This is a genomic window from Terracoccus sp. 273MFTsu3.1 (assembly GCF_000383675.1).
Taxonomy (GTDB): Bacteria; Actinomycetota; Actinomycetes; order Actinomycetales; family Dermatophilaceae; genus Terrabacter.
In genome coordinates this window covers 1-13,997 of sequence record NZ_KB911835.1, presented here as the reverse complement: position 1 = coordinate 13,997, position 13,997 = coordinate 1, and the positions used below count along the sequence as shown (strand labels likewise).

Sequence of the window (13,997 nt, the reverse complement as noted above, 5' to 3'; positions counted from 1 at the left end):
GGTCCTGCCTGCCCAGGCCAACCCGACCGCCACCCACACCTACACGACCACCGGAACCTTCACGACCACCGTCACCGTCACCAACACCTCCGGACGCACCGCCACCGCCCAGCAGACCGTCACGACAACCGCGCAGCCCGCCTACGTCGCGGCGCTCGGTAGCAGCTCGGCAACGACGACGAAGAGCTCGGGAACCGTGACCGTCAGCCCCATCGCTGGCGTGCGCCAGGGCGACCTGGTCGTGATCACGCTGCAGATCGCGGCCAAGTCGACCACCGGAGCGGTTGCGGCCAGCGACACGGCGGGTAATGCCTACTCGGTCGCGCGCGACGTCCCAATGAGTGGCGGTCGTCTCCTGGTCCTCACGGGGCTCGCCACGAGACCGCTCGCCTCCGGAGCGAAGATCACGGCCACCTTCCCCGGATCGAGCACCTACCAGATGGTGGTCGATGAGCTCGCCGGCGTGACCCGGGTGGACCGCTCGGCGGCCGCGACCGGCACGAGCACCGCCTTCTCCTCCGGCCTCACCGCCACGACCACTGCACCCCGCGAGGTCGTCTTCGGCGCCGTTGCCACGTTCACGAGGGCCACCAGTCCCACCTGGACCACCTCGTGGACCGCCCTCACCGCCCAGTCGGCACCCAAGGCGAGCCTCGGCAGGGCCTACCGGCTCCCCACCTCATCGAGCACCTTCCAGGCGGACGGCACCATCGCCGGTACCTGGGCCGCCCTCGTCATCACGTTCAAGCCCTAGAGTCACCGCGGGTCCGCGGCCGGGGGTACCTTGCCGACATGTCCGACCACACGATCAGGGCGCTCACGCCGGAGACCTTCGGCGACTTCGCCGCTCTTGTCGAGCGGAACAAGGGCATGTTCGCCAGCTGCTGGTGCACCTGGTTCCACCCCGAGGACCGGGAGCCAGACACCGCCGAGGACAACCGGGCGTTCAAGAAGCGCCGCGTCGACGAGGGGATCGCACATGCGGCGCTCGTCTACGACGGCGACCTCGCCATCGCCTGGGCCGAGTACGGAACGCCCGGGGAACTGCCAACATCCACCACCGCAAGGAGTACCTCGCCACTGCTGAGCGACTTCCCGACTACCGGGTCACCTGCATCCAGGTCGAGCGCGCCCATCGAGGGCAAGGTCTGGCGGCGCTCGCCCTGCGCGGAGCTGTCGAGCTGATCGCGCAGGCGGGAGGGGGCCGGGTCGAGGGCTATCCCCACGACACCGGCGGTGTTCGGAAGAAGAACTCGTCGTTCCTCTACAACGGCACCCGCGCGATGTATGAGCGCGAAGGTTTCACCTACGACCGGCCGAAGGGCCTGGGTAACTGCGTGATGGTGCGCGAGGTGGCGCCGAACCCGTAGTACAGGTCACCACGCGGCTGCTGGCAGCGTGTCCCGTCGCCCGCGGCACGCACGGCCCGGACGCCAGCATTCGTCGGTCTTCTCCGACGGGAACTGCCCCTCGCCCGGCGTACGGTTGCTCGTGTCTGCACATCATCCTGCAGGGGGTCCGATGCGTTCGTTCGATGAGCTGGCCACTCTCTTGGTCGGGCGCTGGACCAGTGAGGGCTCACATCCGCTGCTGCCAGGCGACGAAATCACGGGCCGGGCCACGTTCGAGTGGCTGGACGGGCACAAGTTCCTCATCTGGCGCTCCCACTACGACCATCCGCAGGTACCGGACGCGATCTCAATCATCGGCTGGATCGACGACCAGTTGCTCATGCACTACTTCGACTACCGCGGGATACACCGGGTCTACGAGGTCGCCGTAGAAGGCGATCAATGGCGGTACTGGCGCGACGACCCAGGTTTCCAGCAATCCTTCGTCGCCCGGTTCGGCGACGATGGGCACACGATGAGCGGGCAAGGCCGGATGAACCGTGATGACGCCGGCTGGGAGGACGACCTGGCCCTCACCTATCGGCGCACCATGTCCGGGTGACCACGCTGTCGGTTGGCTCGCAACTCGGCAACGAGAGCAACCGGCACAAGCGCCCGCAGCCCCGCTTCCGAAGTGGGAGGGGACTGCGGGCGTGCGTTCAGGCGGACCTGGGGACGAGCCGGCTTCCAGCTGGGACGGGGAAGGGGAAACCCAGGTTGGCGAGCCGCCCTCGTACCTGGTTCTGCGCCTGGCAGTTCGAGACGCAGTCCGTGGGCGGGTTCGCCACCTCCGTTGCGTCCTCGCCTGTCACGAAACCGAGCCTGCCGCCGCTCGCGACGTCCCAGACCGACACTCCGCCACAGTGGCGAACGCTCGGGGTCACCGGCGTGGCGGTGTTGCAGGCCGCGTTCGGCACCCGATCCGCCACCTGCGCACTGTCGCGGGCGACGAACTTCGAGGACAGGCCGTTCCCGATGTTGACGCGGGTTCCGACCTGGACGCAGAACTGGCCAGGGGGACCTGTCTGCACGCTGCTGCAGCCCGACCCGAGGAACTGGCCCACCCGGGCGCGGAAGTTCGGGTTGTCGAAGTAGAACGGCGTCAGGCCGGGGGTCGACGACGTGGCCAAAGTGTGGGTGATGCGAGTCCTCGTCCCGTCGCCGCGCTGCGGTTCCATCTGGAAGATGCCCCCTTGCGCGCAGTCCTTCGCCGAGATCGTCATCGACAGCCCGGTGCCCGTCCGCTGGAGCGAGAGCCCCTCGCCGTCGAGCTCGACCGAGATGGCGCTGTCGAGCACGAGGCCGCGATGGTCGGGAACCTTGCTGGCGAAGACCGGCGTGAAGCGGCCCCCCGTCATGTCGAGCTCGTTCGCGGCACCGGTGAACGCCTGGTTGAGAACGGCGAAATCGACGGCACGGACGTCGAACTGCGCGTATCGGCCTCGCACCTGGATGGTGCTGCCGAACTGGCTGGCCGGGATGCTGGTCTGGACGCGGTCGGAGCCGGCTGCGGCGACGGTTACCCCTGTTGTGCTGTTGACGAGGCGGAATCCGCCGTTCACGCATCCCTTCGACGATGCGGCTTGCGCGGTCCCTGACGTGACGGCCAGCGCTGATGCGGCGAGGGCGACCGCCCCGATCACCACAAGTATTCTCTGCTTCACTGCCATGACCGACTCCTCGGCGTTGAGTTGTCCCTGGGCACAGCCGATCCTCTCCGTCAGGAGACCCTCTGGCGATAGGACATTGGTACTAGTCCCCCCAAACCAGTCACCCACCAGCCGAACCCGTGGCTTGGTCACTCTTCGGCGAATGTCGGCGCCCGATCGAGTCCAAAGCGCCCGCTGAACGCGGAAGCACTCTTCCTCTCATGGCACCCCTTTAGGTCAAGACCTTGCGGGGATCGGCGTTCTACGCTCGGTGGTGACGGGTCCGGGAAGAGGCTTCTCCGAAGAGCCGGTGTGGGGTTGTGAGCCGGTCACGCTGGAGTCAGAGTCGTTGCCCCGGTGCCCTCCCGGGCCCGTCACATCATCGGTGTCGAGGGTGAGGTCGCGTCGGTTCTGGTCGGCGACCATGCGGGCGTACACGACGTTGGACAGGCGCCGCTTGAGCGATCGCATCGCCATCAACGAGGGCGTCCCGCCGGCCTTGCGTGCGTCGTAGAACTCTCGCCCGGGTGTCGGGTTGCGCAACTGGACGACGGCCATGATGTGCAGCGTCCGGTTGATCCGACGGTTGCCGGCCCGCGACAGCCGGTGCCGTTGCTGCGCCCCGGAGGACGCGTCCAGGGGCGCGGTCCCGTTCCAGGACGCGAAGCGGTCCTTGTCGCGGAACCGGTGGATGTCCCCGACATCGGCCAACAGCCGCGCGGCACCGGTCGGGCCGATCCCGGTCAGCTCCAGCAAGCTCGACCCGCGCTCCTGCACGAGCGCGGCGAGCTCTCGTTCGGCCGTCCTGATCTTGCGGTCGATCCCCTCGAGCTCGGTGATCAGCTCGACGACGAACCGGCGCCTCGTCTTCCCGACGAGGTCCCGCGGCTTGACCGTCGCGACCAGCGCGCGGGCCTGCGGCGCGGACAGAAATGTCTTCGCGCCGCCCGGAATCAGCTCCAGCAGAAGCCGATGCAGCCGATTGAGCGTCTGCGTACGCGCCCGACCTAGCTCATCACGCCGGTCGACCATCAAACCCATCACGACCAGGTCGTCCTCGACCAGCACACGGCGAAGACCCGGCTCCCCCGGGGCGTACAAAGCCGCCAACGCGACCGAGTGCGCATCGACCGGGTCAGTCTTGCGACCGTTGCCGGTCGCGAAGATCCGCACCTGCGCCGACAGCTTCGGTGGCACGTCGACCACCCGTTCCCCATCGTGCACCAGCCGGTGCGCGATGTGCCGACCGATCCCGTTGCAGCCCTCGACAGCCCACACCCGCTCACCCACCGCACCCTGGCCGCGGCCAGCGGCGAGCATCGCCGCGTAGCCGGCCTGGTCCGTGTCGAACCGCCCCACCTCAAGTACTCGACCGGTCTGGTCGATGACCTCGATCGTGGCCGAGCGCTTGTGCGGGTCCATCCCGATGATCACGCCCATCGCACTGCACCTCCTCGTTCACCAGCGACGTAGAAGCGAGGAGGGCATTGCTACTTCGAGCAGAACAAACCCCTTTCGAGCCTCTCCTCGCGCGGTACCCGACGAGAGCGCATGCCATGAGAGAGCCACACCAATGACGCCGGTGGGCAGCCGATAGAGAGAGCGTCTCGCCGAGTACCTAAACCGAGTCTGGCCGGACGTCGATCCTGCAACCAGTTTCTAAGTAGCCGATGAGCGGTAGACGCTCATAGGGGTTCTGTGGGTGATCGATCCCGGCGATAAGGGACATCAGGAAGCGTCCGCTATAGGGCCCTTGGCGAAGCACGGTGTTCTCTTTCGTGGCCGCTGCCAGGGCGAGTGCGGATCGGCGAAGAAACTCTCGTGCCGGGACGGTCCCCCCTGGTAGCCCTGGGAGGCGCGGCGGGATGCGCTTGACCGTTGTCTTGACCGTTGTCTGGAGCGTGGTCTGGACCGTGACGAGGCACGCCCGGCACTCAATCACGATGTGGATCGCGCCGTTCCGCGGAGCTTCGTGCCACCCGAGGTCTCATGGTCGGACCCGGGCGCTCTGCTCAGCACGCAGGCGACGACTCGGTCGCCCAGACTCCACGAGAACTGGTCCGGGGAGTAGTAGGAGAAGTAGTACTGACTGGCGTGGTCTCCGGTGTAGGCGGGCAGGGCGGCGCCGCACTGGGGGTCGGACTCCTCCTGGATCGCCGTGTCGCCCGGATACGAGCTTTCGGTCAGGTCGAACACGTAGTAGACCTCTTCGTCGTGCGGGTCGGCGCACGCCACCTCCTGTGGTGAGCCAGCCGCACTGGTGCTCGGATCGTCGTAGCAGTGCCCACCTGCAGGCTTGGGCGGGCCCCATCGCGCACCGGAAGCGGCACCGACCCGATGACCACCCCCGCGGCGCCGACGACGAAGGCCGCAGCGAAGACGGCGGTCCAGTAGCGCCATGCCAAGAGCCGCGGCCAAATGTTGTCCTGCTCCGGCGGCGTCTGTCCGTCCTGGACTCGCGGGTCCGTCGGCCCATCCTGAACGGGCGAACGGTCCTGAACGGTTGCGTCGACGTCGACCTGGTCTCGCACCGGCACGACGTCGCGGACATCAGGGGGCTCGGGAGCCAACCCTTGCCCTTCTCCGGTGGTCGGGCTCGGTCGAATGGGGCGAGCCGCCTGGGACGCCGCAAACAGCGAGACGCCCCAGAAGAGCAACGTCAGTGGGTCTCCGGTGAGGTTCATTCGCTCGGCGAATAAGAAGCTGTCCGCGGAGGGGAGCAGCGGACCACCGGTTACCCCGGTGGCTTGGCGACCCATCAGGTAGTCCGACACCAGCAGCGCGCACAGGGTCAGCAGGACGCTCATGGTCGAGGCCCAAACCCGAGGAAGTGAGGAGTTGGCCAGGCGCACGGACCAGCCCACGAGGGTACCGAGCAGCACCGAAACGTAGATAACCTCCAGATCCGTGAGCACGGTGAACGCGGCGTAGGCCGCCGTCCCCACAAGTGCGCCCGCAATCCCGAAGAACAGCGCCCGCGGGACCGACCCGGTTCGGGGCGCCGGCTGGGTCGTGGAGATCATTGCTTGGTCCTCTCTGTGCGAAGCAACGCCCGCTGCTGACCTCCACGGTGACCCTTCGGCGACCACTCGTCTGTGCCCGCGGCGACATGGTGCGCACGACGTGTGCTCCCGAGCACAGACGCGGTCCGGTGCACGTAAGCACACTGAGGCATGACCACGACCAAGCACCCGCAGCACCGCAACAGCAAGAGAAGGAATCACGCCAAGCGGGCTGCCAAGAAGTGGGCCCCGGCGAAGTCCCCGGCGCAGCGAGCCGCGGCGAAGACGGCTGCGGAGCGGCTCGCGGCGGAGGGGGTCGCCGGGGAGCGGGTCGCGGCGGAGCAAGCGGCCGCCGCGTTCAACGCGCCCGAGCTGGCCCAGCGCAGCAAGAGCCTCGCGGGCCGCTTCGGTTGGCATCGCTGGGAGTCCAAACGCGCCGAGGCCCAGAGCTTGCGTGAGCGCACTCAGTGCGGTCGACCCGGGTACCACGGGCGGTATGGCGACGGGGGCGGCCGTGACGGCGAGGGCGGCGACAATCAGAGCAGGCAGCTTTGGCCCATGAGCAATCAGGTCCGGGCAGACCATTCCGGCCCATTGTGCGCAGCCGAGCTCGAGGTGCTCTTGCGGGGTTGGGCGCCGTTCAGCCCCGGTTGGGCGATGACGTGGGCTTTGGAGGAACTCCTGTGCCGCGGCCACTTTGTGCGGCTCACGGACAACGGTGCGGGGGTTCGGGGCCGGTTCGTGGGCTATCGGGTCACCGGCAAGCCGGTTCCGCGCTCCGCGCGCCCAGCTCTCGCATCGTTCGCCCCGCTCTTCGACGGGCACCCGCGCGATATCACCCCGGAGCGTCTGGCGCGCTATGTGGCGCAGGAGTTCGGGGACAAGCTCGAGGTGGAACACGGGTACCCATGTGGAAGCCCTCTGCACTGGTACGAACGATGCGTGGTCGACCCGCTCCGCGCGGAAGGCCTGGTCAGCGTGTGCGTCGAACGCGCATTGCTTGGATCGCTTCAGCTCACGAGAAGCTACCTCGAGCCCACGGCCGACGGCGAAGCTGTCGCCGCCCGGTACCGGGACATTCTCAGCAATCGGCATCGGCGAGGCTGGCGACGCTCCTGGCGTGCATCGGAGCCTGTCGTGCGGGACGACATTGACATCGCTGTCGCCACCCTGCAGCGCAGCCAACGGACGCGTTCCCGGGAAAGGCTCTTCCTGAACGACGACGTCGGGGAAGCGCCCTGAGGCGGGGTTTCCGACGATGGCATGTAACTGCGCGAAGGCTTCGGCGGACGACGGGCCGAGTTAACCGGATGACCCGGCCGAGCTGGCGGAGGATCTGGAACGGCTCGCAGAGCTCGTCTGCCGCGCGAAAGCCGCTGGCCACCGCCGCTACTGCTGGGTCTGCGTCGAGCCTTCCGCCCCTGCGCGGCGAACGTCCCCTTCTGCAGCACGCCGGTGCTTCGCTGTTCCACGAAGGCGAGTGGTGCTGCGAGGTCTGGTAGTTCTCCGGATGTGCGCACTTGGACGCCGGGCGGACCGTGGAAGGCGAAGGCCAGTCAGGCCCTTTCCACGTCGTCAAGGAGACTCGCCATGATCGCTCGCCTCACCGCCGCCAGCGTGCTCGCGGCAGCCGCTGCCCTCCTCTGCACCTCAGCGTCGCATGCCTCACCTGTCCTCCCGGAACCGGGCTCGCACACCAGCCAGAAGGCCGACATCGCGGTCCTGCTGCGGCAGCTCCAGTGGGAGTACGCGCACACCGGAGACCTTCGTACTCACAACGAGATCGTCCTCCTGTTCAACGAGTCCGGTTCGGAGTTCCTCTGAGGTACTGCATCCTGTCCACGTACTCTGGAGGAACCGTCGCAACACGATCCCGCAGCGTCGGGAGGGGCCGGTGCTAGGTGCATTCGAAGGGGACGCGCCCGTTGGCAGGCGTGAAGAACTCGGCATGTCTGAGGAGTTGCTCCGAGCAACCTTGAACGAACCCGTTTCTGGGGGGCAGAGTGTCGGAGTGCTGGTGGTCGGCGGGGATGCCGGGATCGGAAAAACCACCTTCATGCAGGCCATGGCATCACGTGCGGGCGCCTATGGGATGGGCTTCACCATGGGCCACTGTCTTGACATCGCGCTCGGGCTCCCTTTCGGCCCGGTGCTGGAGGCACTACGCGCGTACGTGCGTCATCTGCCCGAGCGCGCGGCCCTGCCGCCCCCGGCCGCGTGGCTAGCCACACCCGGCACCCACGCGGAGGGGGCGTCGTTGCAGCGGTTGCTCGCCGCGACAGAGGCCCTCGCCGACGCCGGACCCCTGATGCTCGTCCTGGAGGACGTCCACTGGGCCGACCAGTCGGTGCGGGACTGGGCTCTTGCGATGGTCCGCACGTGTCGAGGGCGAGTCTTGCTGGGTCTCACCGTCCGAACCGAAGAGGTTCATCGCGACCACCCGCTGTCACCGGTCCTCCTCGAGCTGGGCAACTCCCCGAGAGCACTGCGCCTCGAGCTGCACGGGCTCGACGATGACTCAGTCGCGGAGCTGGCTCGGCGACGCACGGGACGAGACCTGCAGCGAGTAACGGTCGAGGCACTCGCGCGGCGGTCCGAAGGTAACCCGCTGTACGTGACAGAGCTGCTGGACGCCGAGGAGGGCATTCCCGCCACCTTGAACGCCCTTTTGCTGCGCCGCACCGACCGGCTCCCGGACGATGCCAAGCACCTCTGCCGCCTCGCCTCGGTGGCTGGCGACATCGTCGATGTCGAGCTGCTCGAGGACGCCTCCGAGCTCGAGCCCGACCGGTTTGCATCCGCTCTGCGAGAGGTAATCGACGGCAACATCTTCGTGCGGCGCGCCGACATGTTCTCCTTCCGGCATGCGCTCCTTCGCGAGGCGATCCACGACGACCTGCTCCCCCGTGCACGCGTGGACCTGCACGCATCCTTCGCCCGGGCGCTGAGGGTCCGCCTGGAGGGGGGCTCCTCGACCGAGCGCTGGGAGTACGGCGCGGCGTTGGCGCATCACGCGTACGCCGCCCACGAACTTGACCTCGCCTTCGAGGCATCGGTGTCGGCCGGCCTGGCTGGCACGCAGTACGGGGCGGCCGCAGCGGCCGACTACTTCGAGCGGGCGCTCGAGCTCTGGGACCGGGTGCCCGAGGCCGCGCGCCGCTGTTTTCTCGCCAAGACGGACCTACCCGTCCTCGCCGCCGGCGCCCTTGCCAACGAGGGTGTCCGAGACAGAGTGCACGGTCTGCTGCGCCGCGCCGTCGAGCTCCTCCCGACCGACGGCGACCCCCTGGCCGCCTCCCGCGTCTACACCGCAGTCGGACAGGAGTGGGCCGACGTGCCGGGGGTCCTTGACCGGGCCGAAGCCCTCGACCGGGCCATCGCCTTCGCCGGGACCGCGCCCAGCAGGGAACTGGCGGAGGCGTTGATTGCCGGAAGCTTCCACACCTTCCTGTGCTCGAAGTTCGGTGCGGCCCTGTCCCTGGCCGAGCGGGCCCACGAGGTCGCCCGCGAGGCAGGAGCCACCGACCTCATCCCCGAGGCGACATGGGAACGGTCCGGCGCGATGTGGTGTCTCGGGCGGTGCGACGAGGCCATCGAGGCCAACGAGATCGCGTTGCGAGCAGCCCAGCACGCGGACCAAACCGGCACCGCCCTGGAGATCGCCGGCGAGCTGTCCTACAACCTCCTGTGCCGCGGACGGATTGCTGAGGGGCTCCAGCTGGCCCGACGGACACGCACCGAGGCCCAGCAGGCCGGACTTCCTCGGCTCGTCGCCTTCGCCGCGGAGCAGGAAGTCGAGTGGCTCATCCAGAACGGACAGTTTACGGAGGCCTCCGACCTCTACGAGAGCGCATGCCTGCCGGGCATACCTGCCTACCGCCGAACCTGGATCCCAGTCATGGTCCTGCTCGCACGCGGCGACAGCGCAGCAGCCCTGACCCTCGAGCGACGCTGGCTCGAGTCCCACGAGTCGCCAACGAAGCCGAACCTCGCCCACACGCCGCGCCTGATCCAGGCCTACGAGCAAGCCGGGGACATCCGACAGCTCCTCAGCGTGACCGAATCCCTCCTCGGCGAGGTCTCGGCCACCGACTCACCGATTGAGCTCGCACAGGCCGCCCGACTCGGCTTCACCGCCCAAGCGCGCGCCGCAGACGCCGGGCACGACGCCTCCGCCTACCTGCTCCGGCTGTCCGAGACCGCCTTCGCCTACGCCCACGACCATCTGACGCCGCAATGGGCGGACACCTGCTACCACGCCGACCTCGCCATCGCCGCCGCCCATCGGGCCCGCCTGGCTGGACGTCCCGCCATCGGCGAGTGGCACCAGGCGTTGTACCTGGCCGAACAGTTCGGTCGGCACACAGCCCTGGGGCCCCACCTCGAACTCGCGCGAGCCCTTCTGACAGGCGGCCACCGCGACGACGGCAAGGAGCAGCTCGTCAGGCTCTGGCACACCGCCCACGCCATCGGTGCTGGCTGGCTCGAGCAGCAGGCTGCCCTCAGCGCCCGAAAACACCGGGTGCCCCTTCCTCTCGCCCGCAGCGACGCCGGGCCACTCGACAGGCTCACGCCCCGGGAACAAGAGGTCCTCGAAGTCCTCGCAACAGGAGCGACCGACCGCGCCATCGCGGCCGCGCTCTTCATCACCGAGAAGACCGCCAGCGCTCACGTCGGGCGAATACTGACCAAGCTCGGCGTCACCAACCGCGGGCAAGCCGCCGCCATCGCGCGCACCACCCACGCCAAGGCCACAACTGATTCGCCGGGCTGACCCAGTCGGGCCCCGCACAGCAATCCCCTCGCTGCTGCGACGTCATCGACGTCATGAACGCCCCCTGACTATCCTCGGCGGACAGATGCCCGCGCGACCGTTGCTCCAGATGTTGCGAAATGCGGAGCACTGGGGCCGCTGGCCTTGCTTCGACCCAGCGAGGGGCGTCACCCCAAGGCCACGCAGCCCTCGAGGCACGCGGGTTGCGACTGCTACGTCACCGGGGAGCCGCCGTGTGTCGGCCCTCGGCAAAGGCGAAATCAGGGTCCGAGAGCACCGTCATCAAGTCATTGTGGACACCCCGCTTCTCCGGCAACGGCGCCGCACGATACGCGGCGACGAAGTAGGCGATGGCCGCTTCATGCCCAGCAACCGAAGGGCGCGACGAGTCAGCCACCGGTTGAGACCGGGAGACAGCAGGCGTGAGCGCAACGAGTGCACCAACGATCAGGCTCACCGTGACGGTCCGACCGTTCATGATTCCTCCTACAGATCGTGACGCCGACACATTTGCCGGCGACTTCCACGATCCAGCGGCGCGCCTGCTCGTCACATCGGGAGAAATACCAGTCCTCGGCGCTCGAGGCTCAATAGCACTGGCGGCACTGCCATTTCGTGTGGAGGGCGGGACGGGACGTCCGGCCTGCCGCGTTGACGACAGGACGTCCGACCATGCGGCACGTCGGTCGATCTCCCGCTCCAATCCGAGACGAGAGCTTTGGGGTGCAGCCGTGTGGGTATCGCTTGAGACATGGTTTGGTTGGCGACGGACAGTTCCGTGAAGCCGGGCTGGGCGGAGTCGTCCGTGACTGCGGGTTGCGTTTGAACGCCTCGCACCTGAATGCGTCCGACCAGTCACTCGAAGGGGCCCGAGAAGTTCACGCCGACGATGTAGATCGAGTGCGGTACGGAGTCACGGGGCTCCCTCGACGATTCGGCACCTCTCGGGCTCAGCAATCATCAGCCAGCCCGGCATGGCGATCGTGGCAGCCATCGGACTCGTCACCGACTGGCATCGGCCCCGTCGACTCTCCTGCTTTCGAACCATGGTCCGAGGAGTTCCATCCTCCGGCCCGAACGAGATGCTCGAGGCCGAAGGATGGCTTGCAGTCGTGGCTGACTACGAGTGGGATGCGTTCGGATCCATCGCTGCGTCCTGCGACGCGGTGGGGCCTCGCGGAGGGGACGTCTCGGGACGGCGACCTGCCCGGCCGCCGTCCCGCACCTCCCCATGCGTCCCCCATGCTCGAGGTCGCTTTCCCCGGTTGCGGCCTTCACAGGGAACATCGGGGTGTCGCGGGACAGCGTTACAGCCGGGCCCGGCGTCGCGGGGACATAGGTGTAGGACTCGACGCTTGGACTCTTTGCTGACGCGGAAGGATGCACAACGACCCGACCCGGCCTCGCTCCGCGCGCCCTCAGAACTGCATGCGGACGCCGGCGTCCTGGCCGAGCTGCTGACATCACCATGGTGCCGGCAAAGGTCGCGCCGGACTGCGCGGGAGGTCGCTCGTGCGGGGAAGAGACGAATCCTGCTGGTGAGGACCCCGCACAATCCCGGCCAGCCGCTTCCTGTACGTCGAAGGCGAGAACGAGCACTGGAGCCATCCGGTCATGCCGCTGTCAGCGCGGTCCTGCCGATGAGCGTGCACGTCTAGTGGGCTCACGAGGTCTCCCGGTGCGGAGCGTCGGCAGCCGTCGTTGTAGCCGCTGGGCGGCGTGCGGCCTAGTCGAAGAGCCGCAACAGCAAAGGCCGGTTCTTCGGTGCCCAGATCAGCTCGCGGAACTGGTCGACGGGTCCGACCGGCCATCTCTGCGCGATGCTCACCACCGCTGGGTCCTGGATCAAAGGGAGAAGCAGTTCCGGGATGTCGGCCCAGGCGACCTTGAAGGGTCGGTCCCACATGCGCACGACTTTGGTCGTCACCGGAGCGGTCAGGCCGAGCGCGTTGTGCATCTGGGCCAGCCTCTCGTGGGCCGTCAGTAGGGCCGCTTCGCGGTCCTGCCAGGTCTCGGCGCGTTCGACATTCCACAGGACGGGCGTCAGGTCCGAGCCGTTCGCAAGGCGGGAGAAAGCCGTTCCGAACCATTTCGAATACGGGGCGTACTGCCGTTCCATCAGGAAGACGAGTCGCATGAGATCCGAGACAAGGCGCGACCCGATAAGCGAGGAGCCCAGCTCGTCGCCCGCCGCTCCGGCTCTGCCAACCAAGTTCATCTCGGGGTGGACGCGCCACCAGCCGGCGAGCAGCAGGTACAGCCAAACGTCGTGGGGGTAGTAGGCCAGACGGTCCCGCGCCGCCTGCAGGCCAACCTCGTCGTGGAAGACGAACCCCGAGGTGAACATGCGAAGCCCGTGCTCCGGCAGTGTCAGCCAGTCGCGCGGCTCGATGTCACGGGCGATGTCCAGATCCAGCTGTTGCGAGACGTAACCGCGCACGGTGTGGACCTCGTGGCCGATCGGGTGACCGGCGAAGGTCACCGGCAGGTCCGTTTGCAGGGCCTCCCGGACCTCGGCGCCGAGACGCGCCTCGTCCCCCTCCGCGAGGAACACCGAGACGCGCGGCTTCCAGTCGTGGTCGGTCGACATCTCATCATCGAAGCCGAGCACCTCTGACCCGCGACCAAGCAGCGCCGCAGCGTGCCGCAGGTCAGGGAACCTGGCGCGCAGAATGGGCTGCACGGCCTCGTTGTACAGTCTCCGGCTCAGCTCGGCCCCCGGAACAAACGTCGACATGCCATCAACCTCCTCCACGGGAACACCAGTGTGGACCCCCGCACCAGCCCGGCGGAGCCATCAGCCAGGCAGGCGCCGCCGGAGAATCTGCCATCCAAAAGCGCGGTCATGCCGCCGGGCGGGCGATCGTGAGGATGCGCGGGCGATGGTTGGAGCGTGCCGATATCAGGCGGGCTGAACGGGTTCCAGAGCATGTCTTCGCTGGGCTCCTCGCGGTACGGTCACCCCGTGCCGGGTCCCATGGACTTACCTTCCGACCAGTTCGTCATCCTTGACGGCGTCCGCTTCCATTACCTGGACTGGGGCGGCAACGGTGATCCCCTGCTCCTGCTGGCCGGACTGGGATGTACGGCCCACATCTTCGCAGAGCTCTCGCCACACTTGAGCGACCAGTTCCGCGTGATCGCCCTGACCCGGCGCGGGCACGGCCTGACCGACCAGGTC

General features: G+C 67.9%; 12 protein-coding genes. 7 read left to right on the top strand and 5 right to left on the bottom strand.

Annotated elements, in window-relative coordinates; genetic code table 11:
• The 3 genes from H283_RS26345 to H283_RS0123400 form a co-directional block, all read left to right on the top strand.
• A partial coding sequence (locus H283_RS26345; RefSeq protein ID WP_020145960.1) for a PKD domain-containing protein occupies window positions 1-754 on the top strand: 754 nt, incomplete at its 5' end.
• Window positions 755-792: 38 nt separating this feature from the next.
• Window positions 793-1,185: a hypothetical protein gene (locus H283_RS26340; RefSeq protein ID WP_231372360.1), complete on the top strand. Its 393-nt coding sequence runs from the start codon at window positions 793-795 to the stop codon at window positions 1,183-1,185.
• Between the two features lie 336 nt (window positions 1,186-1,521).
• On the top strand, window positions 1,522-1,953 hold the full coding sequence (locus H283_RS0123400; RefSeq protein WP_020145959.1) for a hypothetical protein: 432 nt from the start codon (window positions 1,522-1,524) through the stop codon (window positions 1,951-1,953).
• A 97-nt stretch (window positions 1,954-2,050) separates the two neighbouring features.
• Here the strand turns inward: H283_RS0123400 and H283_RS0123395 are convergent, their stop codons facing one another.
• From H283_RS0123395 to H283_RS27435, 3 genes are all read right to left on the bottom strand, one after another.
• Window positions 2,051-3,193: a hypothetical protein gene (locus H283_RS0123395; RefSeq protein ID WP_196806066.1), complete on the bottom strand. Its 1,143-nt coding sequence runs from the start codon at window positions 3,191-3,193 to the stop codon at window positions 2,051-2,053.
• A gap of 84 nt (window positions 3,194-3,277) precedes the next feature.
• A complete protein-coding gene (locus tag H283_RS0123390) occupies window positions 3,278-4,480 on the bottom strand; it encodes an IS110 family transposase (RefSeq protein ID WP_020145957.1) in 1,203 nt (400 codons plus the stop codon).
• Window positions 4,481-4,978: 498 nt separating this feature from the next.
• Window positions 4,979-5,440, bottom strand: coding sequence for a septum formation family protein (locus H283_RS27435; RefSeq protein WP_081634014.1), 462 nt, complete (start codon window positions 5,438-5,440; stop codon window positions 4,979-4,981).
• Between the two features lie 773 nt (window positions 5,441-6,213).
• Between H283_RS27435 and H283_RS0123375 the strand changes: the two genes are divergently transcribed.
• The 3 genes from H283_RS0123375 (at window position 6,214) to H283_RS0123365 (ending at window position 10,816) form a co-directional block, all read left to right on the top strand.
• The gene (locus H283_RS0123375; RefSeq protein ID WP_020145954.1) at window positions 6,214-7,284 is read left to right on the top strand and encodes a hypothetical protein; all 1,071 of its coding nucleotides are present in this window, start codon (window positions 6,214-6,216) and stop codon (window positions 7,282-7,284) included.
• Window positions 7,285-7,632: 348 nt separating this feature from the next.
• The gene (locus tag H283_RS28295; RefSeq protein WP_020145953.1) at window positions 7,633-7,866 is read left to right on the top strand and encodes a hypothetical protein; all 234 of its coding nucleotides are present in this window, start codon (window positions 7,633-7,635) and stop codon (window positions 7,864-7,866) included.
• Window positions 7,867-7,936: 70 nt separating this feature from the next.
• A complete protein-coding gene (locus H283_RS0123365; RefSeq protein ID WP_255324769.1) occupies window positions 7,937-10,816 on the top strand; it encodes a LuxR family transcriptional regulator in 2,880 nt (959 codons plus the stop codon).
• Window positions 10,817-11,033: 217 nt separating this feature from the next.
• Here H283_RS0123365 and H283_RS28000 read toward each other — a convergent pair whose 3' ends face one another.
• Window positions 11,034-11,294 carry a hypothetical protein gene (locus H283_RS28000; protein ID WP_156023426.1) on the bottom strand — a complete coding sequence of 87 codons (261 nt, stop codon included), beginning with the start codon at window positions 11,292-11,294 and terminating at the stop codon, window positions 11,034-11,036.
• Between the two features lie 1,248 nt (window positions 11,295-12,542).
• Window positions 12,543-13,571 (bottom strand): DUF4037 domain-containing protein, encoded by a 1,029-nt coding sequence (locus H283_RS0123355; RefSeq protein WP_020145951.1) that lies wholly within the window; start codon window positions 13,569-13,571, stop codon window positions 12,543-12,545.
• Window positions 13,572-13,781: 210 nt separating this feature from the next.
• Between H283_RS0123355 and H283_RS26335 the strand changes: the two genes are divergently transcribed.
• Window positions 13,782-13,997 (top strand): alpha/beta fold hydrolase (locus tag H283_RS26335; RefSeq protein ID WP_231372359.1); only part of this gene is annotated, 216 nt, incomplete at its 3' end.

Coding starts and splice junctions, on each gene's coding strand:
- H283_RS28295 (WP_020145953.1), top strand. CDS start 7,633: ATGATCGCTCGCCTCACCGCCGCCAGCGTGCTCGCGGCAGCCGCTGCC.
- H283_RS0123400 (WP_020145959.1), top strand. CDS start 1,522: ATGCGTTCGTTCGATGAGCTGGCCACTCTCTTGGTCGGGCGCTGGACC.
- H283_RS27435 (WP_081634014.1), bottom strand. CDS start 5,440: ATGGCGCTACTGGACCGCCGTCTTCGCTGCGGCCTTCGTCGTCGGCGC.
- H283_RS26340 (WP_231372360.1), top strand. CDS start 793: ATGTCCGACCACACGATCAGGGCGCTCACGCCGGAGACCTTCGGCGAC.
- H283_RS0123390 (WP_020145957.1), bottom strand. CDS start 4,480: ATGGGCGTGATCATCGGGATGGACCCGCACAAGCGCTCGGCCACGATC.
- H283_RS28000 (WP_156023426.1), bottom strand. CDS start 11,294: ATGAACGGTCGGACCGTCACGGTGAGCCTGATCGTTGGTGCACTCGTT.
- H283_RS0123375 (WP_020145954.1), top strand. CDS start 6,214: ATGACCACGACCAAGCACCCGCAGCACCGCAACAGCAAGAGAAGGAAT.